The organism is Arthrobacter sp. Leaf69 (assembly GCF_001422645.1).
Classification (GTDB): Bacteria; Actinomycetota; Actinomycetes; order Actinomycetales; family Micrococcaceae; genus Arthrobacter.
Window position 1 is genome coordinate 229,217 of sequence record NZ_LMLR01000014.1, and the last position, 17,164, is coordinate 246,380.

Here is a 17,164-nt window from a genome sequence, read left to right on the forward strand (position 1 = left end):
CCGTGCCTTTCTGGAAAGTCGTTGGTGCTGCTACTTCGGGACGCAGGCGATGGAATCCGGGCCCAGCGGCGAGGACGCCCCGTCGCTGCGGACGATCATGACCTGGATGCAGCTGGGTTCGGCCGGGTTCGCCGCCATGTCGGCGGCCGGCCCTGCGGTGGCCTGGTACTGTCCGTCGCCCTTGAGCGTGTGGACCCGCCATTTGTAGGTGTCGCCGGGTTTCGGCTGCGGGTTGGTCCAGGTGAAACGGACTTTCCCGGCCGGCCCGGCCGTTCCGGCGAGCCCGGTGACGTCCGGCACGGTCCCGTTGTCCAGGGCGTCCGCGGGCGGTTTGCTGACCTGGTCCGTGGCTTTGGGCGCCGGCTCCGGCCGGGTGGTACCCGCCACGATCCCCAGCACGACGGCGGCCACCAGGACGGTGCCGCCGACGATCGAGAGCAGCAGATTCCTGCGGCCGTGCCCGGCCGGATGCTCCCCCGCGCCGTCGTGGCCGCTGCCGCCTTCGCCGCTGTCCACTGCCGCAGAGGCGGTGGAACGGTTGACCGTGGCCGCGACGTCGTCGTCCGGGGCTGTGGTTGTGTTCCGGGGCCCGGGGGTGTGGAACCCGGGCAGCGCCGGAGGCCGCGGGACTGTTTCGTTGGTGAAGGCTGCGTTGTTGGAGGCCGCGTTGTTGAAGGCCGCATTCTTAAACGTCGTGGCGTTGTCCGCCGTGGGGCGGGCGTCGGGATTCGGGAACCTGGCCGGGAAGGTGGGTGTGCTGCCGGTGGAGTCCGGGTCGATCGCGGCGACGCTGCGGACCCGGGTTTCCTCGAAGCCGTCGTCGGGGTGGTTTTCCTCGGCGCGCGGTTCTTCCAGGACCTCGAACGGCGTCACGGACAGGTTCAGTTCGGCCTGGATCCGCTGCAGGGCCAGGGCGAAGGCGTGCGCCGAAGAGTAGCGGGAGGAGGCCGACTTGGCCATCGCCGTCGAGAGCGCCAGTTCGAGGGATTCCGGCACATCGGCGCGGCCCAGTTTCGGCACCGGCAGGTTCGTGATGCGCGAGATGAGCTCCCGCTGGGAGTTGTCGGCGCCCGGCAGTACAAACGGGGACCGCCCGGCCAGCAGGGTGTAGAGGGTGGCGCCCAGCGCCCAGACGTCCACCAGGACGCCGTCCACCTGGTGGCCGGTGAACTGCTCCGGCGGGGACCACGGGATGGACATGCCGGCGTCCTCGTCCGCGTCACCCGCGAGGGTGCCGGAGATGCCGAAGTCGGTCAGTGCCGGCCGGTTGTAGTCCGTGACCAGGATGTTGGCGGGCTTGATGTCGCGGTGCGCGATCCCGGCCCGGTGGGCGGTCTCGACGGCGGATGCCACCTGGATGCCGACGGCCAGGACCTCGTCCACGCTGAAGCGCTGCCGCCGGTACCGGACGTCCAGGCTGGGCCGGGAGCAGTACTCCATGGCCAGGTAGGAATGCCCCGTGTCGGTGATCTCGGCTTCGAAGATGGTCACGATGTACGGGTGCGAGGACAGCTGCGCCATCAGGTTCGCTTCGGATTCGAACCGGCGGCGCGCGCCCTCGGTCTTTAGATCCGAGAGCAGCACCTTAACGGCCACCTTGCGCCGCGGCCGGTCCTGTTCGTAGAGGTAGACGTCGGAGAACCCGCCGGAGCCGAGCAGGCTGATGTAAGTGAAGCCCGGGATGACCGGCGGCGGGGCTACAGGCCGTTTTGAGCTCACGGGATCTCCTCAAAGCGCAGCGAGACGCCGTCGCCCACCTCGGCGATGTCGCCGTCGAGCAGGATGGCCATCTCGCCCTGGGCCAGCCGGCGCGGGGGCTGGCCCTCGCGGACCAGCACGGTGCCGTTGGTCGCCTTAAGGTCGCACAGCATCACGTGCCAGCCTTCCAGCCGGACCTCCACGTGCGAGCGGGAGATGTCTCCGCTGGGGCTCGCCACCTGGATCAGTTTGGGCATCACGGCGCCCTGGACGCGCGACACCGAGGGCTGGCGGCCCACGATGAGTGACTGGTTGAGGTCGATCAGCTCGCCGGTGGACAGACGCATCCGTCCCAGCCGGGGGCGCCGGACCTGGACACCGTCCCCGGGCAACGGCAGTCCGCAGCGGCCGCACTGGGCATAGGTGGAAGGGTTCGCGTGGCCCTCCGGGCAGACCCGGGCCAGCACCATGGGCCCGGTGGACGGTCCCGTGTCCCGTCCTGTGGACGGGCGCTGCTCGCCGGCAGCCCGCGGACCGGCATCGGCGAGCTCGCCCTTCATGATCGTCTGGCCGTCGTGGTCCGCATCGGCTGCTGGCGCCGCGGCGGGCGGCTGCTGGACCGGTGCCTGCTGTGGCGTCGGCACGGCCGGCGCAGGCGTAAATGCCGGGGGTTGCGGTGCGGCCGGCAGGGACGACGTCGGCCGGTCACCGCCGGTGTGCCAGGGCACGGAATCGATCAGTCCGGTGGGTACCGCCGGGCGCGGCGCGGCAGGCGGTTCCGGCACAAGACCGGGAGCGGCTTCCGCTCCGTCTTCCGCTGGCACGACGGCTGCAGGGGGCCCGGCTATCGGCTCGGGCGCCAGCTCGACGCTGGCGGACTCGTCCCTGGCGGACTCGTCCCTGGCGGATTCGACGGCGGACTCGACGGCGGGTTCGGCATCGGCGTCGGGGTCCTCGCGGACGGCGGCGTCTTCGATGTTGCGCATCACCGTTCGATCCCACAGGTGGTCGTAGCTGCTCGTCAGCTCCTGTTCGGCGGGTTCGTGTGCGGATTCTGGTTGTTTGTCCAGTCCAGGTTCCGGTCCAGGTTCCGGTTCCGGTTCCGGTTCCGCGTGCAGGGTTCCGTCGCGTTCGGAGTCCTCGCCGGGGAACTCCAGCACGGTCTCCGCGGAGGCATCATGGTCGCTCAACTCTGCCGCGATGTCGGCTTCGGCCGCTGCCAGGACTTCGTCCTCCACCGCTGTTTCGGCGTCGGGAGCGGGACCGGCGGCAGTGGGATCGGCCGCAACGGCTGCAGCGGTGGCCACGGCAGGGACGGCCGGGGTGTCCGCCGCTCCGGCAGCACCGGTGAATTTCATCCCTAGTCCCTGGAGCAGGACCACGCCGTCCGTCAGCGGCAGGTCAGGTCCGACGCCCGATGCTCCGGCGGCGGCGCCGGGAACCGTCACCTTGAATCCGTCCGCTGTGGCAAACCGCCGTTCCGTCCAGGTGGTGACATCCCGCCCGCTCAGTTCCACCGGCCCGGACGGCAGGTCCACGGTCAGGTCGATGTCTCCGCGCAGGAACACCTGCACGGAGCTCCGGCAGTCGATGATCGCGAACCACGGCAGCAGGGCGAGCGAACCGCCCGAGGCGGACGTTACGGCGTCGAGCACCTCGTGCACTTCGGGACCGGCGTCGAGGAGGTGCCACAGCGATTCAACCAGGGCGGGCGCGCTGTCCGGGCGCAGCAGCACCACGGTTTCGGAGCGCACCACACCGAGCCAGCTGCCGGGCGTGTAACGCGCTGCGGCGGCGGAGTTACTGCTTGCCATCATTCGGGCCCTTGCCGTGTTCGTCGGCTGCGTGTTCGTCAGCGCCCTGCTCCCCGGCAGCCGGCAGGTCCCCGGAGGCCGGTTCCCCGTCGGGGGTGAGGTCCAGGGCATCGGTGCGGGGCAGGGTGTCCTCGTCCTCCGCGTCAGCGGCGCTGCGCGGTGCGGTCTGGGCGGCGCCGTCGTAGTCGCTGGCCACGTTGGTGGCGTCCAGCACGATGCAGGTGACGTTGTCGCGGCCCCCGCTGCGAAGGGCCGCCTGGATGAGTTCGTCCACGGCCGCCTGCGGGTCCGCCTGGGAGCGCAGTATGTTGGAAATGTGCTGGTCATCGAGTTCGCCGTTGAGTCCGTCGGAGCAGACCAGGATCCGGTCCCCCTCCTCGATGGGCAACAGCCAGTAGTCGGCCTCGATCTCGTCGCCGGAGCCGAGAGCACGCGTGACGACGTGCCGGCGCGGGTGCACGGCGGCCTGGCTCTGGGTGATCTGCCCGGCATCCACCAGCTCCTGGACTTCGGAGTGGTCGACGCTGACCTGGCTCAGCTTGCCCTGGCTCAGCCGGTAGGTCCGGGAGTCGCCGATGTTGAGGACCAGCCAGTAGGGGGCGCCCATCTGTTCCACCACCACGACGCCGGAGAGCGTGGTCCCGGCGCGGGAGCCGGTGGCCTCGCGGATGCCCTCGTCGGCCATCAGCAGGTACTCCTGCAGGACGCCGGCGGTGGCGTCCCGCTCGCCGCTGGCCAGCTGCGGGATCCGGGCGAGTGTGCGTACGCAGATGCCGCTGGCGATCTCGCCGGCTTCGTGCCCGCCCATGCCGTCCGCGACGGCGTAGACGGGATCGGAGGCAATGAAGGAATCCTCGTTCATTTCGCGGCGTAGGCCGCGGTCGGTGCCGTAGCCGCAATTGAGCCGCAGGCTCGAGGAACTGCTAGAGGAACTGCTGGAGGGAGTGCCCGTAGCCGGCACGGGGGCGGCATCGGAACTGTCTGAGGGTGGAACGGCGGCCGGCTGGGTATTCATGCCTGTCCTAGGTAGAAGGAGCGGTCACCGAAGTGGACGGTGGAACCTGGGCGGACGTGGGTGGGCTCCCCCGCCGCGAGGGCGGTACGGATACCGTCCGGCGTGGTCACGGCGCTGCCGTTGGTGGAGTTTCGGTCAGTCACCCAGACTCCCCCGTTTCCGGCGAGGAGATGGAGGTGGGTCTTGGAAATGGAACGGCCCGGATCGGCAACCGGGATCAGCTGCACGGAGTCCTCACCGGGGTGCCCGGAGGGGTTCCGGCCGACCAGCACGGTGCGGTCCAGTTCGATGTCGCGGCCGTCGTCCAGCCGGATCCGGAGCATCGCCACGGTAACCGGAGCGTGTGTGTCTCCGCGGACCTGGGTGCGGTCCAGGTCGTCGTCGGGATGCGGGAGGTCCTGGGACCACGACGACGACGAAGGTGCGGACGCGACCGGCGGCGCAAACGACGCCGCTTCCGGAACGGGCCGGACCTGCGCCTGAGGTGCTGCGGCAACAGCCTGCGGTGCTGCGACAACTGCCTGCGGCACTCCGCCAACTGCCTGCGGCGCTGCGGCACCGACCAGCGGCGAAGCGACCTGCTGGACCGGCGGGAGGTCCAGCGGGGCGAAGCTGTATGGTCCCGCGATGCCGCCGGTGGTGATCGGGTTGCGTCCGGACTTCACGTCGAAGACGAGGGTCTTGGCGGCCTTGTCGTGCCAGCCGCGGAGCTGTCCGTTGCGGTCCCACACGCTGGAGAGCACCACGAGGACGGCCCAGGCGGCCCCCACGAACAGGAGGGGTCCCAAAACCAGCAGGGCCACGCCGAACCATTGGAACATCACCACGACGGCGGCGGCGATCACGGCCAGGAGCACCCCGGCGCCGGTGACGAGGCCACGCAGGAACACCGCGCCCCCGCCCGGGGCGTAGCCGTCAGCATCCGTGCAGCGGACGCCCATGAGGCTGTTGCCGGGGGTCACACCGGACCGGCCTTCAAGGGTGGCCAGAACCACGAGGTAGACCAGGGTGAGGCCGGCACCGATGCCGCCGAACAGCACCACGGACGAGGTGTCATACACGATGAAGCCACCGCTTTGGCTCCTGGTGATCCCGGCGAAACCGATCGCCAGCAGGATTGTCAGGACGGTGACGGGCGGCAGCCAGTCCAGCACGGCCGCTCCCAGCCGCTTTCCGGCAGGTGCGGGCACCACTTCGAGCTTGTTCGGCATGGAAGGACCTCCCCCTTGTCCGCGGCCCGCGGCTGGGCCCTGCGTTACGGGGATACTACCGGGGATCAGGCGGGCGGCAGGAACCTCCGGGGCGTTGCGGGCGTTCCGCGCGGAACGGTTGCTCAGCGGCGTGCCGCACGAGGTGCAGAAAGCCGCCCCCTGACGGAGTGGCTGCTGGCAGCGAGGGCAGCGCTCGGCGTCGTCGGTCATGGCTCGTTGCGGTTCTTCCTGGCGGACTGGCGGGACTCGGTTGCGGCGTCGGCGGCACCTTCACGGCGGGCTGCGGCGGCAGGACCGGCTTCCACTGTACCCGCGGGCGGTTCCGACGCTGCGCGTGCAGCGCGCTTGCCGCTAGGCGGGACCGGCCTGGGGCCCGTCAGTTTCGGTGTGGACCGGCGTTTCAGTGCGGCCCTGCCGTCGGCCAGCAGGGAGCGCGGCGAAAACCTGGCGCGCTGCCGTCCCCAGAACCCGAGCGTCCCGGTCAGCTCCTTCAGCGAGCCGTCCACAATGTCCCAGTACTCCCGCACCTGGTCCTCGCTCGGCTGGCCGGCGCCGAAGATCGCGGCGTCGGCCCGCGTGGCGAGCAGTGTGGTGCTCCCCCCGGCGGCCGGGAAGGCACCGGCGAGCACCGCGGCGGACTCGCGCCGGGTGGCACGGCTGTCGACCCCCGCGCCGAGGTCGGTCGCGAGGCTGACCACTTCGTTCCAGCCGCCGCCGACGCGCTGCGCCGGCGGGCCGTCGCTGAAACGGGCCTTCCGGCGCCGGGACTTGAGCAGCGCGATCAGCAGCAGCGGCAGCGCCAGGATCCCGACCGGGATGAGCGCGATGCCGATCGCAGTGAGAAGGGGACCCCAGAACAGCCAGGGGTTGTTTTTCTTCTCGTCGGCATCCAGCGCATCCGGTGAGGAGTCGGGCGGCAGGTCCGCCGGCTCCTGCGGCGGGGGCGGCGGCTGCAGCACCTGCGGTTTGGGTTTGGACTTGTTCTCCGGGTCCGGCGGGATGGGCACGTTGTCCTTGGGCGGAGTGGGGTCGAAAGGCACCCAGCCCACCCGGTCGAAGGCGACTTCCACCCAGGCGTGGACGTCCTTGCCGGTGATCTTCAGGTCGCCGGCGCCGTTCTCCGGGCTCTTCGGATCCGGGTAGAACCCCATCACCACGCGGGAGGGGATGCCGAGGTGGCGCAGCATCAGGGACATCGCGACGGCGTACTGTTCGTCGTCGCCGAGCATCTGCTTGGCGGTGAGCAGGCTCCGGACACGGTTGGCGCTGTGGCCGGAGACGCTGGGCAGCTGCCCGTCGGCGATCAGGCCGTTGCTGAAGGCGCCCTTCTTTTGGAAGTGCGCCTCGACCTGGCGCACCCGGTCGATCGCCGTGGGCGCGTCGGCGGCCAGGTCGTTGGCCTGGGAACCGACCACCGGCGGCACCTCGGCGGGATCCGGCAGGGCCAGTTTGGCGAAGTCGTACTGGGTCAGCTGGCCGTGTTCCAGGGTGGCGGGATCGGCCACCTGCACCTGGTAGGCATCGCCCTTGGCGAGGCCCCTGGTGGTCACGGCAGTGTCCGTTCCGGCGTTGAAGTACAGTCCCGCTGCGACACCCGAGCCGTCCCGGGCGAAGCTGATTCCGGTGGTCTTGCTGCCGCCGGGCAGGAAGTAGCCCTGGTAGTCCTCGATCGTGATGTCCAGGGTGTAGTTGGTGCTCGGCACGATCCCGGTGGAGTCCGCGAGGGTGTTGATGGACTTGGCGTCGCCCACCTTGCTGAAACTGCCGGAGCCGTTGGGGTCCATGTTGTAGTTGGTACCGTTGAAGGAGTCCAGCGCGGCGAGGCGCACGCGGGCGTCCTTGGGCAGGCCCTTCACGGTGAAGAGAGTGTCGTCCTTTTTGTCTTTGACGAAGGTCCGGAAGCTCGCCAGCGGGGTGATGTAGTCCTTGGGGTCGAACGGCGGAACGATCGTGTTGCGCAGCACCCGGCGGTCGTCGCCCGCGGTGACCAGCGGGGACGCGATCGCGGTGATCCCGACGGCGGCCGCGATCACCGCCGCGGCGGTTCCCAGCCGGCGCAGCTTGGCCGCGCGGGCGGTGGCCTCGTCCTTCTCCAGCCTGTTGACGGAGATTTTGCGGGTGTCGCTGCGGCGGAGCGCGTCGCGGCGGAAGGTGGCCCAGGCGATGGCAATCACGGTGAGTGAAATGCCGCGTTCCACCGTGAGGAAGCCGGCATTGGTGCTGAAGGCGATGCCGGTGACGAACAACACCAGGACCGGCAGCAGGGGCCAGTACGGGCTCTTGACCCGCCAGATCAGCAGCCCGGCGGCCAGCGCGGTGAGGAACGAGCTGAGGAACGGCACAATCAAGGTGCCGCCGGCCGTGCCCACCGGCACCCCGACGGTGAGCATGTCCTTCCAGGCGAACACCACGCCAAGCAGCAGGGTACGCAGCGAATCGAGGGTGGGCAGCACGCCGGCGATCGAGGCCTCCGGGACGGCCAAGGCGGTGCCGAAGACGAGGTAGGCGCCAAGCGTCAACGCGGTGGTGATCAGGAGCCCCAGGCGGAAATGCACAGCGGCGGCGGCAAGGCCGAGGCCGAGAAGGATGCCGCCGAAGCCTGCGATCAGGTAGTAGGGGTCGCCGCCGAAGCTGAGGCTGAAGCCGAGGACGCCGAGGCCCAGCAGCACGGTGAGGGCGCCGGCGTCGAGCGCCAGATGCCAGAGCGGCTGGCCGTCGGCGAAGCCGGAGCGCTGCGCTGCCGTGTTGTTCCGGGGGCGGAGCGGTGCTGCGGTGCTCATGCTGCCGCCTTCCTCAGCACGATGGCCAGGTCAGAGAGGTCGCCGAGGGTCAGGACGGTCAGGTCCCCGATGTTGGCCCGGGCCGGCGCGGCGCCGAGCTGGAGCCGGACGGCGAGGCTGCGAACTCCCATCGGCACCGAGACCGACGCGGAGCGCAGCTGGGTGGGGGTGATGTTGCTGCCCACGATCAGGAACACGACGGAGGCGTTGGGGACGGTGTCCGCCAGGGTCCGGGCGAGGTCGACCGCGCTCTTGCGCTGGGGTGCGCCGACGATCCGGGTCATGTCATCGAGCATGTTGCGGCCGGTTTCGCAGCGCAGCGGGCCCTTCTGGGTCAGCACGTCGAGGTCGCGTTGTTCACGGATGGCCTGCCGTCCGATCGAGGCGGCGGCGGAGACGGCCAGCTCGAATTCCTCGTCGGAGGCGTATTCGTCCGTGTTGATGGACAGCGAGATGGCGAGGTGGGCCCGGCGGGTTTCCTCGAACTGGCGGACCATGAGCTTGTTGGTGCGCGCCGTGGTCTTCCAGTGGATGTGCCTGCGGTCATCGCCCGGCACGTAGTCGCGCAGCGCATGGAAGGACACGTCGGCGCTGGAGAGGTCGGTGGTGGGCATGCCCTCAAGGTCGCGGATGAACCCGGCGGCCGAGCCTGCCAGCGCCACGGTTTTCGGGTGCACGAACAGGTCCTCGGGTTCGGTCCAGAGCACCTGGCGCCGCAGCAGGTGCAGCGGATCTGCGCGGACCGACCGGACCGGGCCCACCACGATCACGGCGCGGCGGGCGGTGGGGATGGTGAACAGGTCCTCGTGGACCTGCCCGGGTTTCATCCGGGGCAGGTGGAACACGGCAGTGGCGGCGCCGACCGGGAGCTCCAGGTCCGCGGGCAGCAGCGGGCGGGCGGAGGTGTTGGAGACCGCGATGCTGCCGACGGCGCTGTCCCCCACCGCCACCCGGGTCCGGGCGAGGTCAAGGACGACGCCGTAGGAGGAACGGCCGAGGATGAACCCGACGGCGAGTACGAACAGGACAAACGCGGCGATCGCGGCGGCTTTGGCTTCCTGCCAGCCGAAGGCCTGGCCGACGGTCCACAGCAGGATCGAGGCCGCCAGCACGGACCAGCCCAGGACGCTGACGACCGAGAGGACGGGCCACGCGTACCGCAGCCAGAGCCCGCGCACGGCGCGCCACGCCGGCCTCAGGGCCAGGCTGGCGGTGCTGCCGGCGTCGGCCCAGAGGGAGGCAGGATGCAGCCGCGTGGGCCTGCCGTCCCGGTGGAAGGGCCGTTGCAGGCGTTCAGCAAGCCGGGTCAGCGGAGTGCTGGAGGACATATGGGTGCCTTTGTTCGTGCTGGGTGACGGGGTGCCGGGGCCCTGCGGAGGGGCGCAGGGCGGGCTGTACTGCGGGGCGGTGGTGCCGGGCAGCTAGCCGACGGCGGCGCGCTGCTGCGGCGCGGCTACCTCGGCCAGGACGCGCGCCAGCACGGCCTCTGCCGTGGCGCCGGAGAACTCTGCTTCCGGGTCCATCACCAGCCGGTGGGTCCAGACGACGGCGGCAAGGTCTTTGACGTCGTCCGGCAGCACGAAGTTGCGGCCCTGGCTGGCGGCCCAGACTTTCGACGCGCGGACCATGGCGAGGGCGCCGCGGACGGACACACCCAGGCGGGTTTCCGGGGCGCTGCGGGTTTCCTCGCAGAGCCGGGAGATGTATTCCAGCACGGCGGTGTCCACGTGGGTAGTGGCGGCGAGGTCGGCCATGTCGGCCACCGCCTGGGTGGTGATGACGGCGGTGATGTCCTTGGAACGGTCCTTGAGGTTGGCGCCGCCCAGCAGCTGCACGGTGGAGGCGTGGTCCGGGTAACCGATGGAGGTCTTGATCAGGAAGCGGTCCAGCTGGGCCTCGGGCAGCCGGTAGGTGCCCGCCTGCTCAATCGGGTTCTGGGTGGCCATCACCATAAACGGCCGGCCGGCCTCATAGGTGGTGCCGTCCACCGTGACGCGGGATTCCTCCATGACCTCCAGCAGCGCCGACTGGGTCTTGGGCGAGGCACGGTTGATTTCGTCGGCCAGGACGATGTTGTTGAAGATGGGTCCCTTGTGGAACTCGAACTTCTGCGTCTTCTGGTCGTAGATGGTCACGCCGGTGACGTCGGAGGGCAGCAGGTCCGGGGTGAACTGGATGCGGTTGTTGGAGCCCTGGACGGTGGCCGCCAGGGCACGCGCCAGCGAGGTCTTGCCGGTCCCCGGGGCGTCCTCGAAGAGGACATGTCCCTCGGCCAGCATCGCGGTGAAGGTCAGGCGGATGACGTGGGACTTGCCCAGGACGGCCTGGCCCACGTTGTCGACGAGCTTCTCGAATGTTCCGGCAAACCATTCGGCCTGTTCGGTGGTCATGGTCATGGGTTGGTCCTCTTCTGTTCTGGGTGGAGCGTTGCAGGGTCCGCCGGCAGGGAGTTCCCGCTTGGTCCGGCGTTGAGTCTAGTTGCAGGCATCAGCATCCGCCGGGCCTGGGTCCGTAGAGATCCACAGTGGTCGATTTGACGAACCAGCCGGGGTGGCTGCCTTCGGTGACCCGGAACCACGGGGTGCCGTTGCCGTAGATGTCCTTGGTGCAGTTAACGTTGAGCCGGCCTTCGGACCTGCTGACCCAGCCGACGCCGCACGATGGGCCGCTCGGGTTGTACGTGTCCGGTTCGCCGGGCTTGCCGGGGCAGGTGTTGTTGTGTGCCTGGATCTGCGACGTCGGGACCGGCGGCGGCGGCTCCGATCCGCTGCGCGAGGTGTCGCTGCCGACGCGGCCGGGCTGCCCGGCGCTGACGGCCCGGACCCGGAGTTCGTGGGTTTCGCTGAAGCCCACGCTCTTGGAGAAGGACCGCTGCTGGGTGGTCTGCCAGGCGCCCCCGTCGAGGCTGTACTGGTACCCCGACACCGGGCGCCCGTTGCCGTTGGGCTGGTTCCAGGTCCAGGACACGGTCTTGTCCCCGACGCCGCTGCTCTTGCTGCCCGTCACGGCCGGCGCGAAGGCAAGTCCGTAGGGGTTCACCGAATTCGACGCAGGGCTGGCATCGCCGGGGCTGGAGCTCCGTGACGAGACCGCCCAGACCACGACGGCGGTGGCCGTCCCGTTGGGGGCCGCTACCACGCCGCCGCCGGCCGGGATGGTGCCGCTGCCGCTGCCGGAGGTGAGCCTGTACTTGTACGTGATTTCACCGGCGCTGGAGCCGTTGCGTTGTGCTGCGGTCAGGACCGGGAACCTCACGTCGATCTTGCCGCCGTCGCCGCCGGTGTCCTTCAGGGCGGCCGACGGCTGGCCCACCATTGCCGGTTTGCCCACGGCGCGCACGGCGGCGGACTGGGCGCTGGTGCGGGACGTTCCGGCCTTGTTCGTGGCGGCGACGGTGAAGGTGTAACCCGCCTCCGAGTTGTCCACGGTGACGTTCTGCGTGGTGCCCGAGACCCGCTGCGTCGCCACGGCCGCCCCGCCGCGCAGCGTGGTCAGCGTGTAGGTCGAGATGGCGTCGCCGTTGTTGTCCGGCGCGGCCCAGTCGACCTTGAGCTGGCTTTGGTTGCCCACGGCACCAGCCGCCGTCGCGCTCGGTGCTGCCGGGGTGGCGGGCACCCCGGCAGGGGTTTCCGCGGCAGAGTAGGCGCTCCATTCGGAGGGCTCCTTGGCATCGTTGCGGGCCAGGACCCGCACCTTGTAGGCCACCCCGTTCTGGAGGCCCTTCCAGACGTAACTCACCGAGGTGAGGTTCTGGATTTGGGCGTTCTGCCCTGCCGGTGCCGGCGAAATCTCCAAGTCGTAGCTCTTGACCGGCGAGCCCTTGGACGCCGGTGCCGCCCACGTCACGGTGAGCTGGGTGTCGCCGAACTTCACTGCGGGCGCGGCCGGGGTGTCCGGCTTGACGTCCGGGCGCACCTCGGCCGATGCCGGGGACCGCTCGGATTCGCCCAGGGTGTTCGTGGCGGTGACCTGGAAGTGGTACTTGGCGTTGTTGGTCAGCCCGGTCAGGGTGCAGGAGTTGGCCGGGCAGTCCTGCCGGTAGCCGCCCTCGCCGTACACCGTGTACTTGGTGATCGGTGAGCCGCGGTCCGCCGGGGCGGTCCAGTTCAACAGGGCGGTGCTGTCCCCAACGCTCGCGGCCTGCGGTGTGGTGGGCGCCAGCGGTTTGTCCTTCACCGTCAGCCGGATCCTGGCCGTCGCGTAGCGGGACGCGTCGCCGGTCTTGTCGGCCACGGTGTAGGACACGATCATGGTGCCCGAGAAGCCCCCGGCCGGGGTCACGGTCACGGAGTCGCCGGTGGCGACGGCGGAGCCCTGGCCGGTCTCGGTCACGGCCGACACGATTTTGAGGGCCGTCTCCGGGAACGGATTGGCGTCGTTCGCCAGCACGGGCACGGTGACGGATTTGCCGGCCGCGGCGTTGGGTTCGACGTCGTCGTTGGCCACCGGTTTGGGCCGGTTGGAGGCCGTGACGGTCAGCTGGTAGGTCGCGGTGGCTTCGAGCCCGCGGGGGTCCCTGGCCTTGACCTGGACCGCGCCGCTGGTGCCGGCGTCCGTGCCGTCCTTGGCGGAGGCTTTCAGGGTGGTCCCGTCAATGCTCGCGCTGAAGCCTGCGGGCACGCCGCCCACCAGTTCGTACGTCATCCGGTCCGCGTCGCCGTCGTCCGGGTCGGTGGTCAGCCGGGCCAGGTCGGCCGAGGCGGAGTCCGCTTTGGGCACGTCCAGCTGGCTGCCCAGCAGCACCGGCGGGTTGTTCCGGTTGGGGTCCGGGAGGACCTTGGTGCGGATGCTGAGGGTCGCTTTCAGGCCGGCGGGATCGTCCGGGCCGGAGCCGTCGGTGACCTCGAAGCTGAGCGAACCGGGACCCACATAGTCCTGGCCGGCGGTGTACTTCAGGGCGGTGCCGTTGCCGGCCACCGGGTCCGAACCGTCGGCGCCGATCAGGGTGATCCGGTCCGTCTGGGTCAGGCGCGGCGAGCGGCCGTCGCGGACCTTGACCCATTCCTTCAGGTCGACGGTCACGGACTGCCCGGCGACAACCTCGATCACCTCGTCCTTGGCGAGGGTGGGGACCTGCTGGCCTACGCCGGGGACCCAGATGATGGCGGTGGATTTCTGCCCGTCCAGGTCTTCCACGGTGTAGGGGATGAGCTGCGGCTGTTCGGTCAGTTCCACGATCATGTTGCCCGAGGTACCCGGCCGGGCGGTGGTGGCCTCGGTGGCGATCTTGAGGTTTTCGCCGACGCCGTCAGGGTCCTCATCGTTTTTGAGGACGGGGACGTCGACGGCGGTCTTGCCCAGGGTCTGGGCGGAGGTCACGCGGTCGTCCCGGGCGACCGGGGCCTGGAGCGGGACGTCCTTCTTGACCTGGACGGCGACGGCGGCCTGCGCTGTGGCGCCACGGTCGTCCGCCACGGAGTAGCGCACGTTGACAGTGCCTTCCGCGCCGGGGGCCAGCAGGATCAGGCGGGAGCTTTGTTTGCTGACGGTGGCCTGCAGTTCCGGCGCGGCTTCGATGCCGTCACTGAGGATCCGGATCGGATCGCCGTCGGGGTCGGTGTCGTTGCCGGTGGCGTCGACGGCGATCTGGCGGCCCGGCCGGACCTTGACCTCGTCGTCCACCGGGGTGGGTTTCTGGTTGGTGTCCCCGCGAGGGGCGATGCCGACCGTGACGGTGCCGGTGTTGACGGCCCCCTGCCGGTCCACCACTTTGTAGCGGAAGGTGTCCGTGCCGGCGCCGTCCCCGGCCGCCGTGAAGTCGATGAAGTTGCTGCCCACGGTGGCGGTGCCCATCGCCGGGGTGCTGTCGATCCCGGTCAGCTGGACGGAGTCGCCGTCGGGATCGATCCCGTCGAGCTCCACCGGAATCCGCACCGTCCCGGCCGCCACGACACGGGCGGTGAGGTTCTTCGGCTGCGGGCGGGAGTTCTCCGCGCCTTCCAGCGGCAGGATGTGGATGGTGACGGCCGCGGCGCTCTTCTGGCCTTGGGGGTCCACGGCGTTGTAGATGGCACGGACCGTCTTGGGCTCGGCGCCGGCGATGAAGCGGAGGGTGTTTTCGGAGACGAAGCTCTTCCCGTCCGCTGCGGGAACCGGCTGCGGAAGAGCCGGGTCCACGGTGAGCTTTTCGCCCTGCGGGTGGGTGTCGTTGGCCAGCACCGGGATGGTGACGACGTCGTTGACCCGCACGTTGACTTCGTCCGGCTTGGGTTGCGGGGCCTCGACGACGGCGGGAGCCGGGACGGGCACCACGGAGACACTGCCGGTAGCCGATTTGGTCCCGTTGGACATGGTGTAGCGGAACGTGAACGGGTCCTTGGTGCCGACGACGTCGGTGATCCGCAGGACGCTGTGGTCGATCACGCTGACCGACGCGGTCGCGTTTTCCGGGAGCTGGACGGACTGCAGCACCAGCACGCCGCCCGACGGGTCGGAGTCGTTGGCCAGCGGGTCCAGGAGCACGCTGCCGCCGACGGGCATGAGGGCGACATCGTGCACGGCCACAGGGTTGCCGGCGTCCTTGCCGGATTCGACGTCCACCCGGATCAGGCCCTGGCTGCTTTGTGGTCCGTTGCTGGCGATATAGGTCAGGTAGACCGGGCCCGGGGTGTTGCTGCGGAACGTGAAGGTCCCGCCGTCGGTCACGGGCCCCAGCTGGGCGGTGCCGGCGGCCTCCACCTGGGCGAGGCGCAGCGCGCCGCCGTTGGGGTCGACATCGTTCTTCAGCGGCGCGATCACCAGGTCCTGGCCGACGACGGCAGTCACATGGTCCGCGTTGACCACCGGTTGCAGGGCGCCCGGCGGCTGGACATTCACCACCACTTTGCCGGTGGTGGTGGCGCGGCCGTCCCAGACGGTGACGGTGACGGATTTCTTGCCCGGGGCGGCGCCGGCGTCCTGGTAGGTGAGCAGGCCGTCGCGGCGGACTTTGACTTGGTCCTGGTCGTTGTCGGCCTTGGCGTCCATCAGCACAAGGTCGTCGCCGTCGGGGTCGGTCCAGTCGGTGAGGATGTTCTGGCTGACGGTCTTGCCCTGTTCCAGGAGCAGGGTGGTGGAGTCGCCGCGCTTGAACAGGGGCGGTTTGTTCTCGTCGGGGCCGACGACGTTGAGGGTGATGCTTCCGGCGGCGGAGAGCCCGCGGCCGTCGGCGGCGTTGTAGCCGAAGGTTTCGCTGCCGGGTTTCGCGTCCGCGGGGACGGTGATCTGGAAGGCCGTGCCGCCGTAGATGTTCTCGAGGCTGCCGGAGGTGGGGCCGTTGCCGCCGGCGGTGGCCGTGAGGACGTCGCCGTCGGGGTCCGAGTCGTTGTCGAGCACGGAGAGGATGGTGGTGCGGCCCGGGCGGACGCCGACGGCGTCAGGCTTGGTTTCCGGGGGCCGGTTGGGTTTGGTGCGGTCCGGCAGGATATTGATGGTGTTGTTGTCCGCCGATTCCTGGTCCTGGTCATTGGACTGGTTCTTGGGCGGGACCACGTCGTCCCAGTTGTTGACCAGCTGCATGTTCTGGTTCACCAGCCACACATTGCCGGAATTCACATCGTTCAGGACCACCAAATCCCGGTTCACCCGGNAGGATATTGATGGTGTTGTTGTCCGCCGATTCCTGGCCTGGTCATTGGACTGGTTCTTGGGCGGGACCACGTCGTCCCAGTTGTTGACCAGCTGCATGTTCTGGTTCACCAGCCACACATTGCCGGAATTCACATCGTTCAGGACCACCAAATCCCGGTTCACCCGGAACACATAACTGGGTGAGGCACTCGCCTTCGGCACAGCCACGGACTTGTCACTGGCATCATCCGTGCAGTCCCGGACATACTTGTTCGCCCCCGACCACGCCGCATGCACACACCCGCCCAGCTGCACCGGCGCCGCCGGCACCCCCTGCCCGCCAAAAGTGACCGTCTTCGCCGCCGACCCATCCAACGGCTGAAGCAACAACGCYTTCGGCGTCGCSACCGCCACGGAATCCGCGGCCGGACCCGAGAGCTGCAACTTCGCATCCCGCGCCTCCGCCAGGGCCAGCTCACGCCCGCCCGGCAAAAACAGCTTCCCCCGGCCCGCATCCAACACCACCGGCCGGTCCCCCACCACCGCCAGCTGCAGATCCCCCGCGCCCTTCAACCCCTCCCACGCGCTCACCTCAGCATCCGTCACAGCACCCCCGGCATCCACCGACGTCACCGTCACCTGCCCCGACACCGGATCCGCACTATAAATYCGGTCATCCGCCCCCACCGCGGACACCGTCCCCTGCGAACCCTTCAACACCGGCTCGGAATTCTCCTCATCAAACCCGTTCACCGTCGACGGCGACAACGCCCACACCGAACCCCGCGCCGCATCCGTCACCGAAATGACCTCCGACCCGAAACTCACCACCGCCGAACCCGGCAACTTCTTATCCCCGCCCAACCGCATCTGCGCCGCCGACACCTGATTCAACGTCGACCCCGCCGAATCATCCACAAACACATTCCCGGCATCCTGCAACACATCAAACGTCGTCGACGCCGGCGTCACCGCCCCATCCAACACCCGCGACGGATAATTCAACCGCCCCACCGCATTCTTCGACTTCGACACCACCCACACCCCGCCATCATTCAACTCCACCTCAGCAGTCTTAAACCCCGGATAAATGATGGC

The 17,164-nt window shown here is 69.4% G+C and carries 8 protein-coding genes and 1 pseudogene; all 9 read right to left on the reverse strand.

From position 1 onward, the window contains the following. Positions 1 to 30 precede the first annotated feature (30 nt). Positions 31 to 1,719, reverse strand: a complete 1,689-nt coding sequence (locus tag ASE96_RS16310; RefSeq protein WP_056432779.1) for a serine/threonine-protein kinase — start codon at positions 1,717 to 1,719, stop codon at positions 31 to 33. Next, positions 1,716 to 3,515, reverse strand: coding sequence for an FHA domain-containing protein (locus ASE96_RS16315; protein WP_056432782.1), 1,800 nt, complete (start codon positions 3,513 to 3,515; stop codon positions 1,716 to 1,718). Before ASE96_RS16315 ends, ASE96_RS16310 begins: the two co-directional genes overlap by 4 nt. Further along, a complete protein-coding gene (locus tag ASE96_RS16320) occupies positions 3,499 to 4,527 on the reverse strand; it encodes a PP2C family protein-serine/threonine phosphatase (RefSeq protein ID WP_082492804.1) in 1,029 nt (342 codons plus the stop codon). Before ASE96_RS16320 ends, ASE96_RS16315 begins: the two co-directional genes overlap by 17 nt. Then, positions 4,524 to 5,948, reverse strand: a complete 1,425-nt coding sequence (locus ASE96_RS16325; RefSeq protein ID WP_056432784.1) for an RDD family protein — start codon at positions 5,946 to 5,948, stop codon at positions 4,524 to 4,526. The genes ASE96_RS16320 and ASE96_RS16325 overlap by 4 nt, the downstream gene beginning before the upstream one ends. After that, positions 5,945 to 8,518: a transglutaminase family protein gene (locus ASE96_RS16330; protein WP_082492806.1), complete on the reverse strand. Its 2,574-nt coding sequence runs from the start codon at positions 8,516 to 8,518 to the stop codon at positions 5,945 to 5,947. Before ASE96_RS16330 ends, ASE96_RS16325 begins: the two co-directional genes overlap by 4 nt. Then, the gene (locus tag ASE96_RS16335; RefSeq protein WP_056432787.1) at positions 8,515 to 9,846 is read right to left on the reverse strand and encodes a DUF58 domain-containing protein; all 1,332 of its coding nucleotides are present in this window, start codon (positions 9,844 to 9,846) and stop codon (positions 8,515 to 8,517) included. The genes ASE96_RS16330 and ASE96_RS16335 overlap by 4 nt, the downstream gene beginning before the upstream one ends. Before the next feature lie 93 nt (positions 9,847 to 9,939). Next, entirely contained in the window at positions 9,940 to 10,914 is a 975-nt protein-coding gene (locus ASE96_RS16340; protein WP_056432790.1) for an AAA family ATPase, read from the reverse strand. A gap of 91 nt (positions 10,915 to 11,005) precedes the next feature. Next, positions 11,006 to 16,027 (reverse strand): Ig-like domain-containing protein, encoded by a 5,022-nt coding sequence (locus ASE96_RS16345; protein WP_442853905.1) that lies wholly within the window; start codon positions 16,025 to 16,027, stop codon positions 11,006 to 11,008. Positions 16,028 to 16,086: 59 nt separating this feature from the next. Further along, positions 16,087 to 17,164 (reverse strand): annotated as a pseudogene (locus ASE96_RS19260) (Ig-like domain-containing protein); the annotation flags it as partial.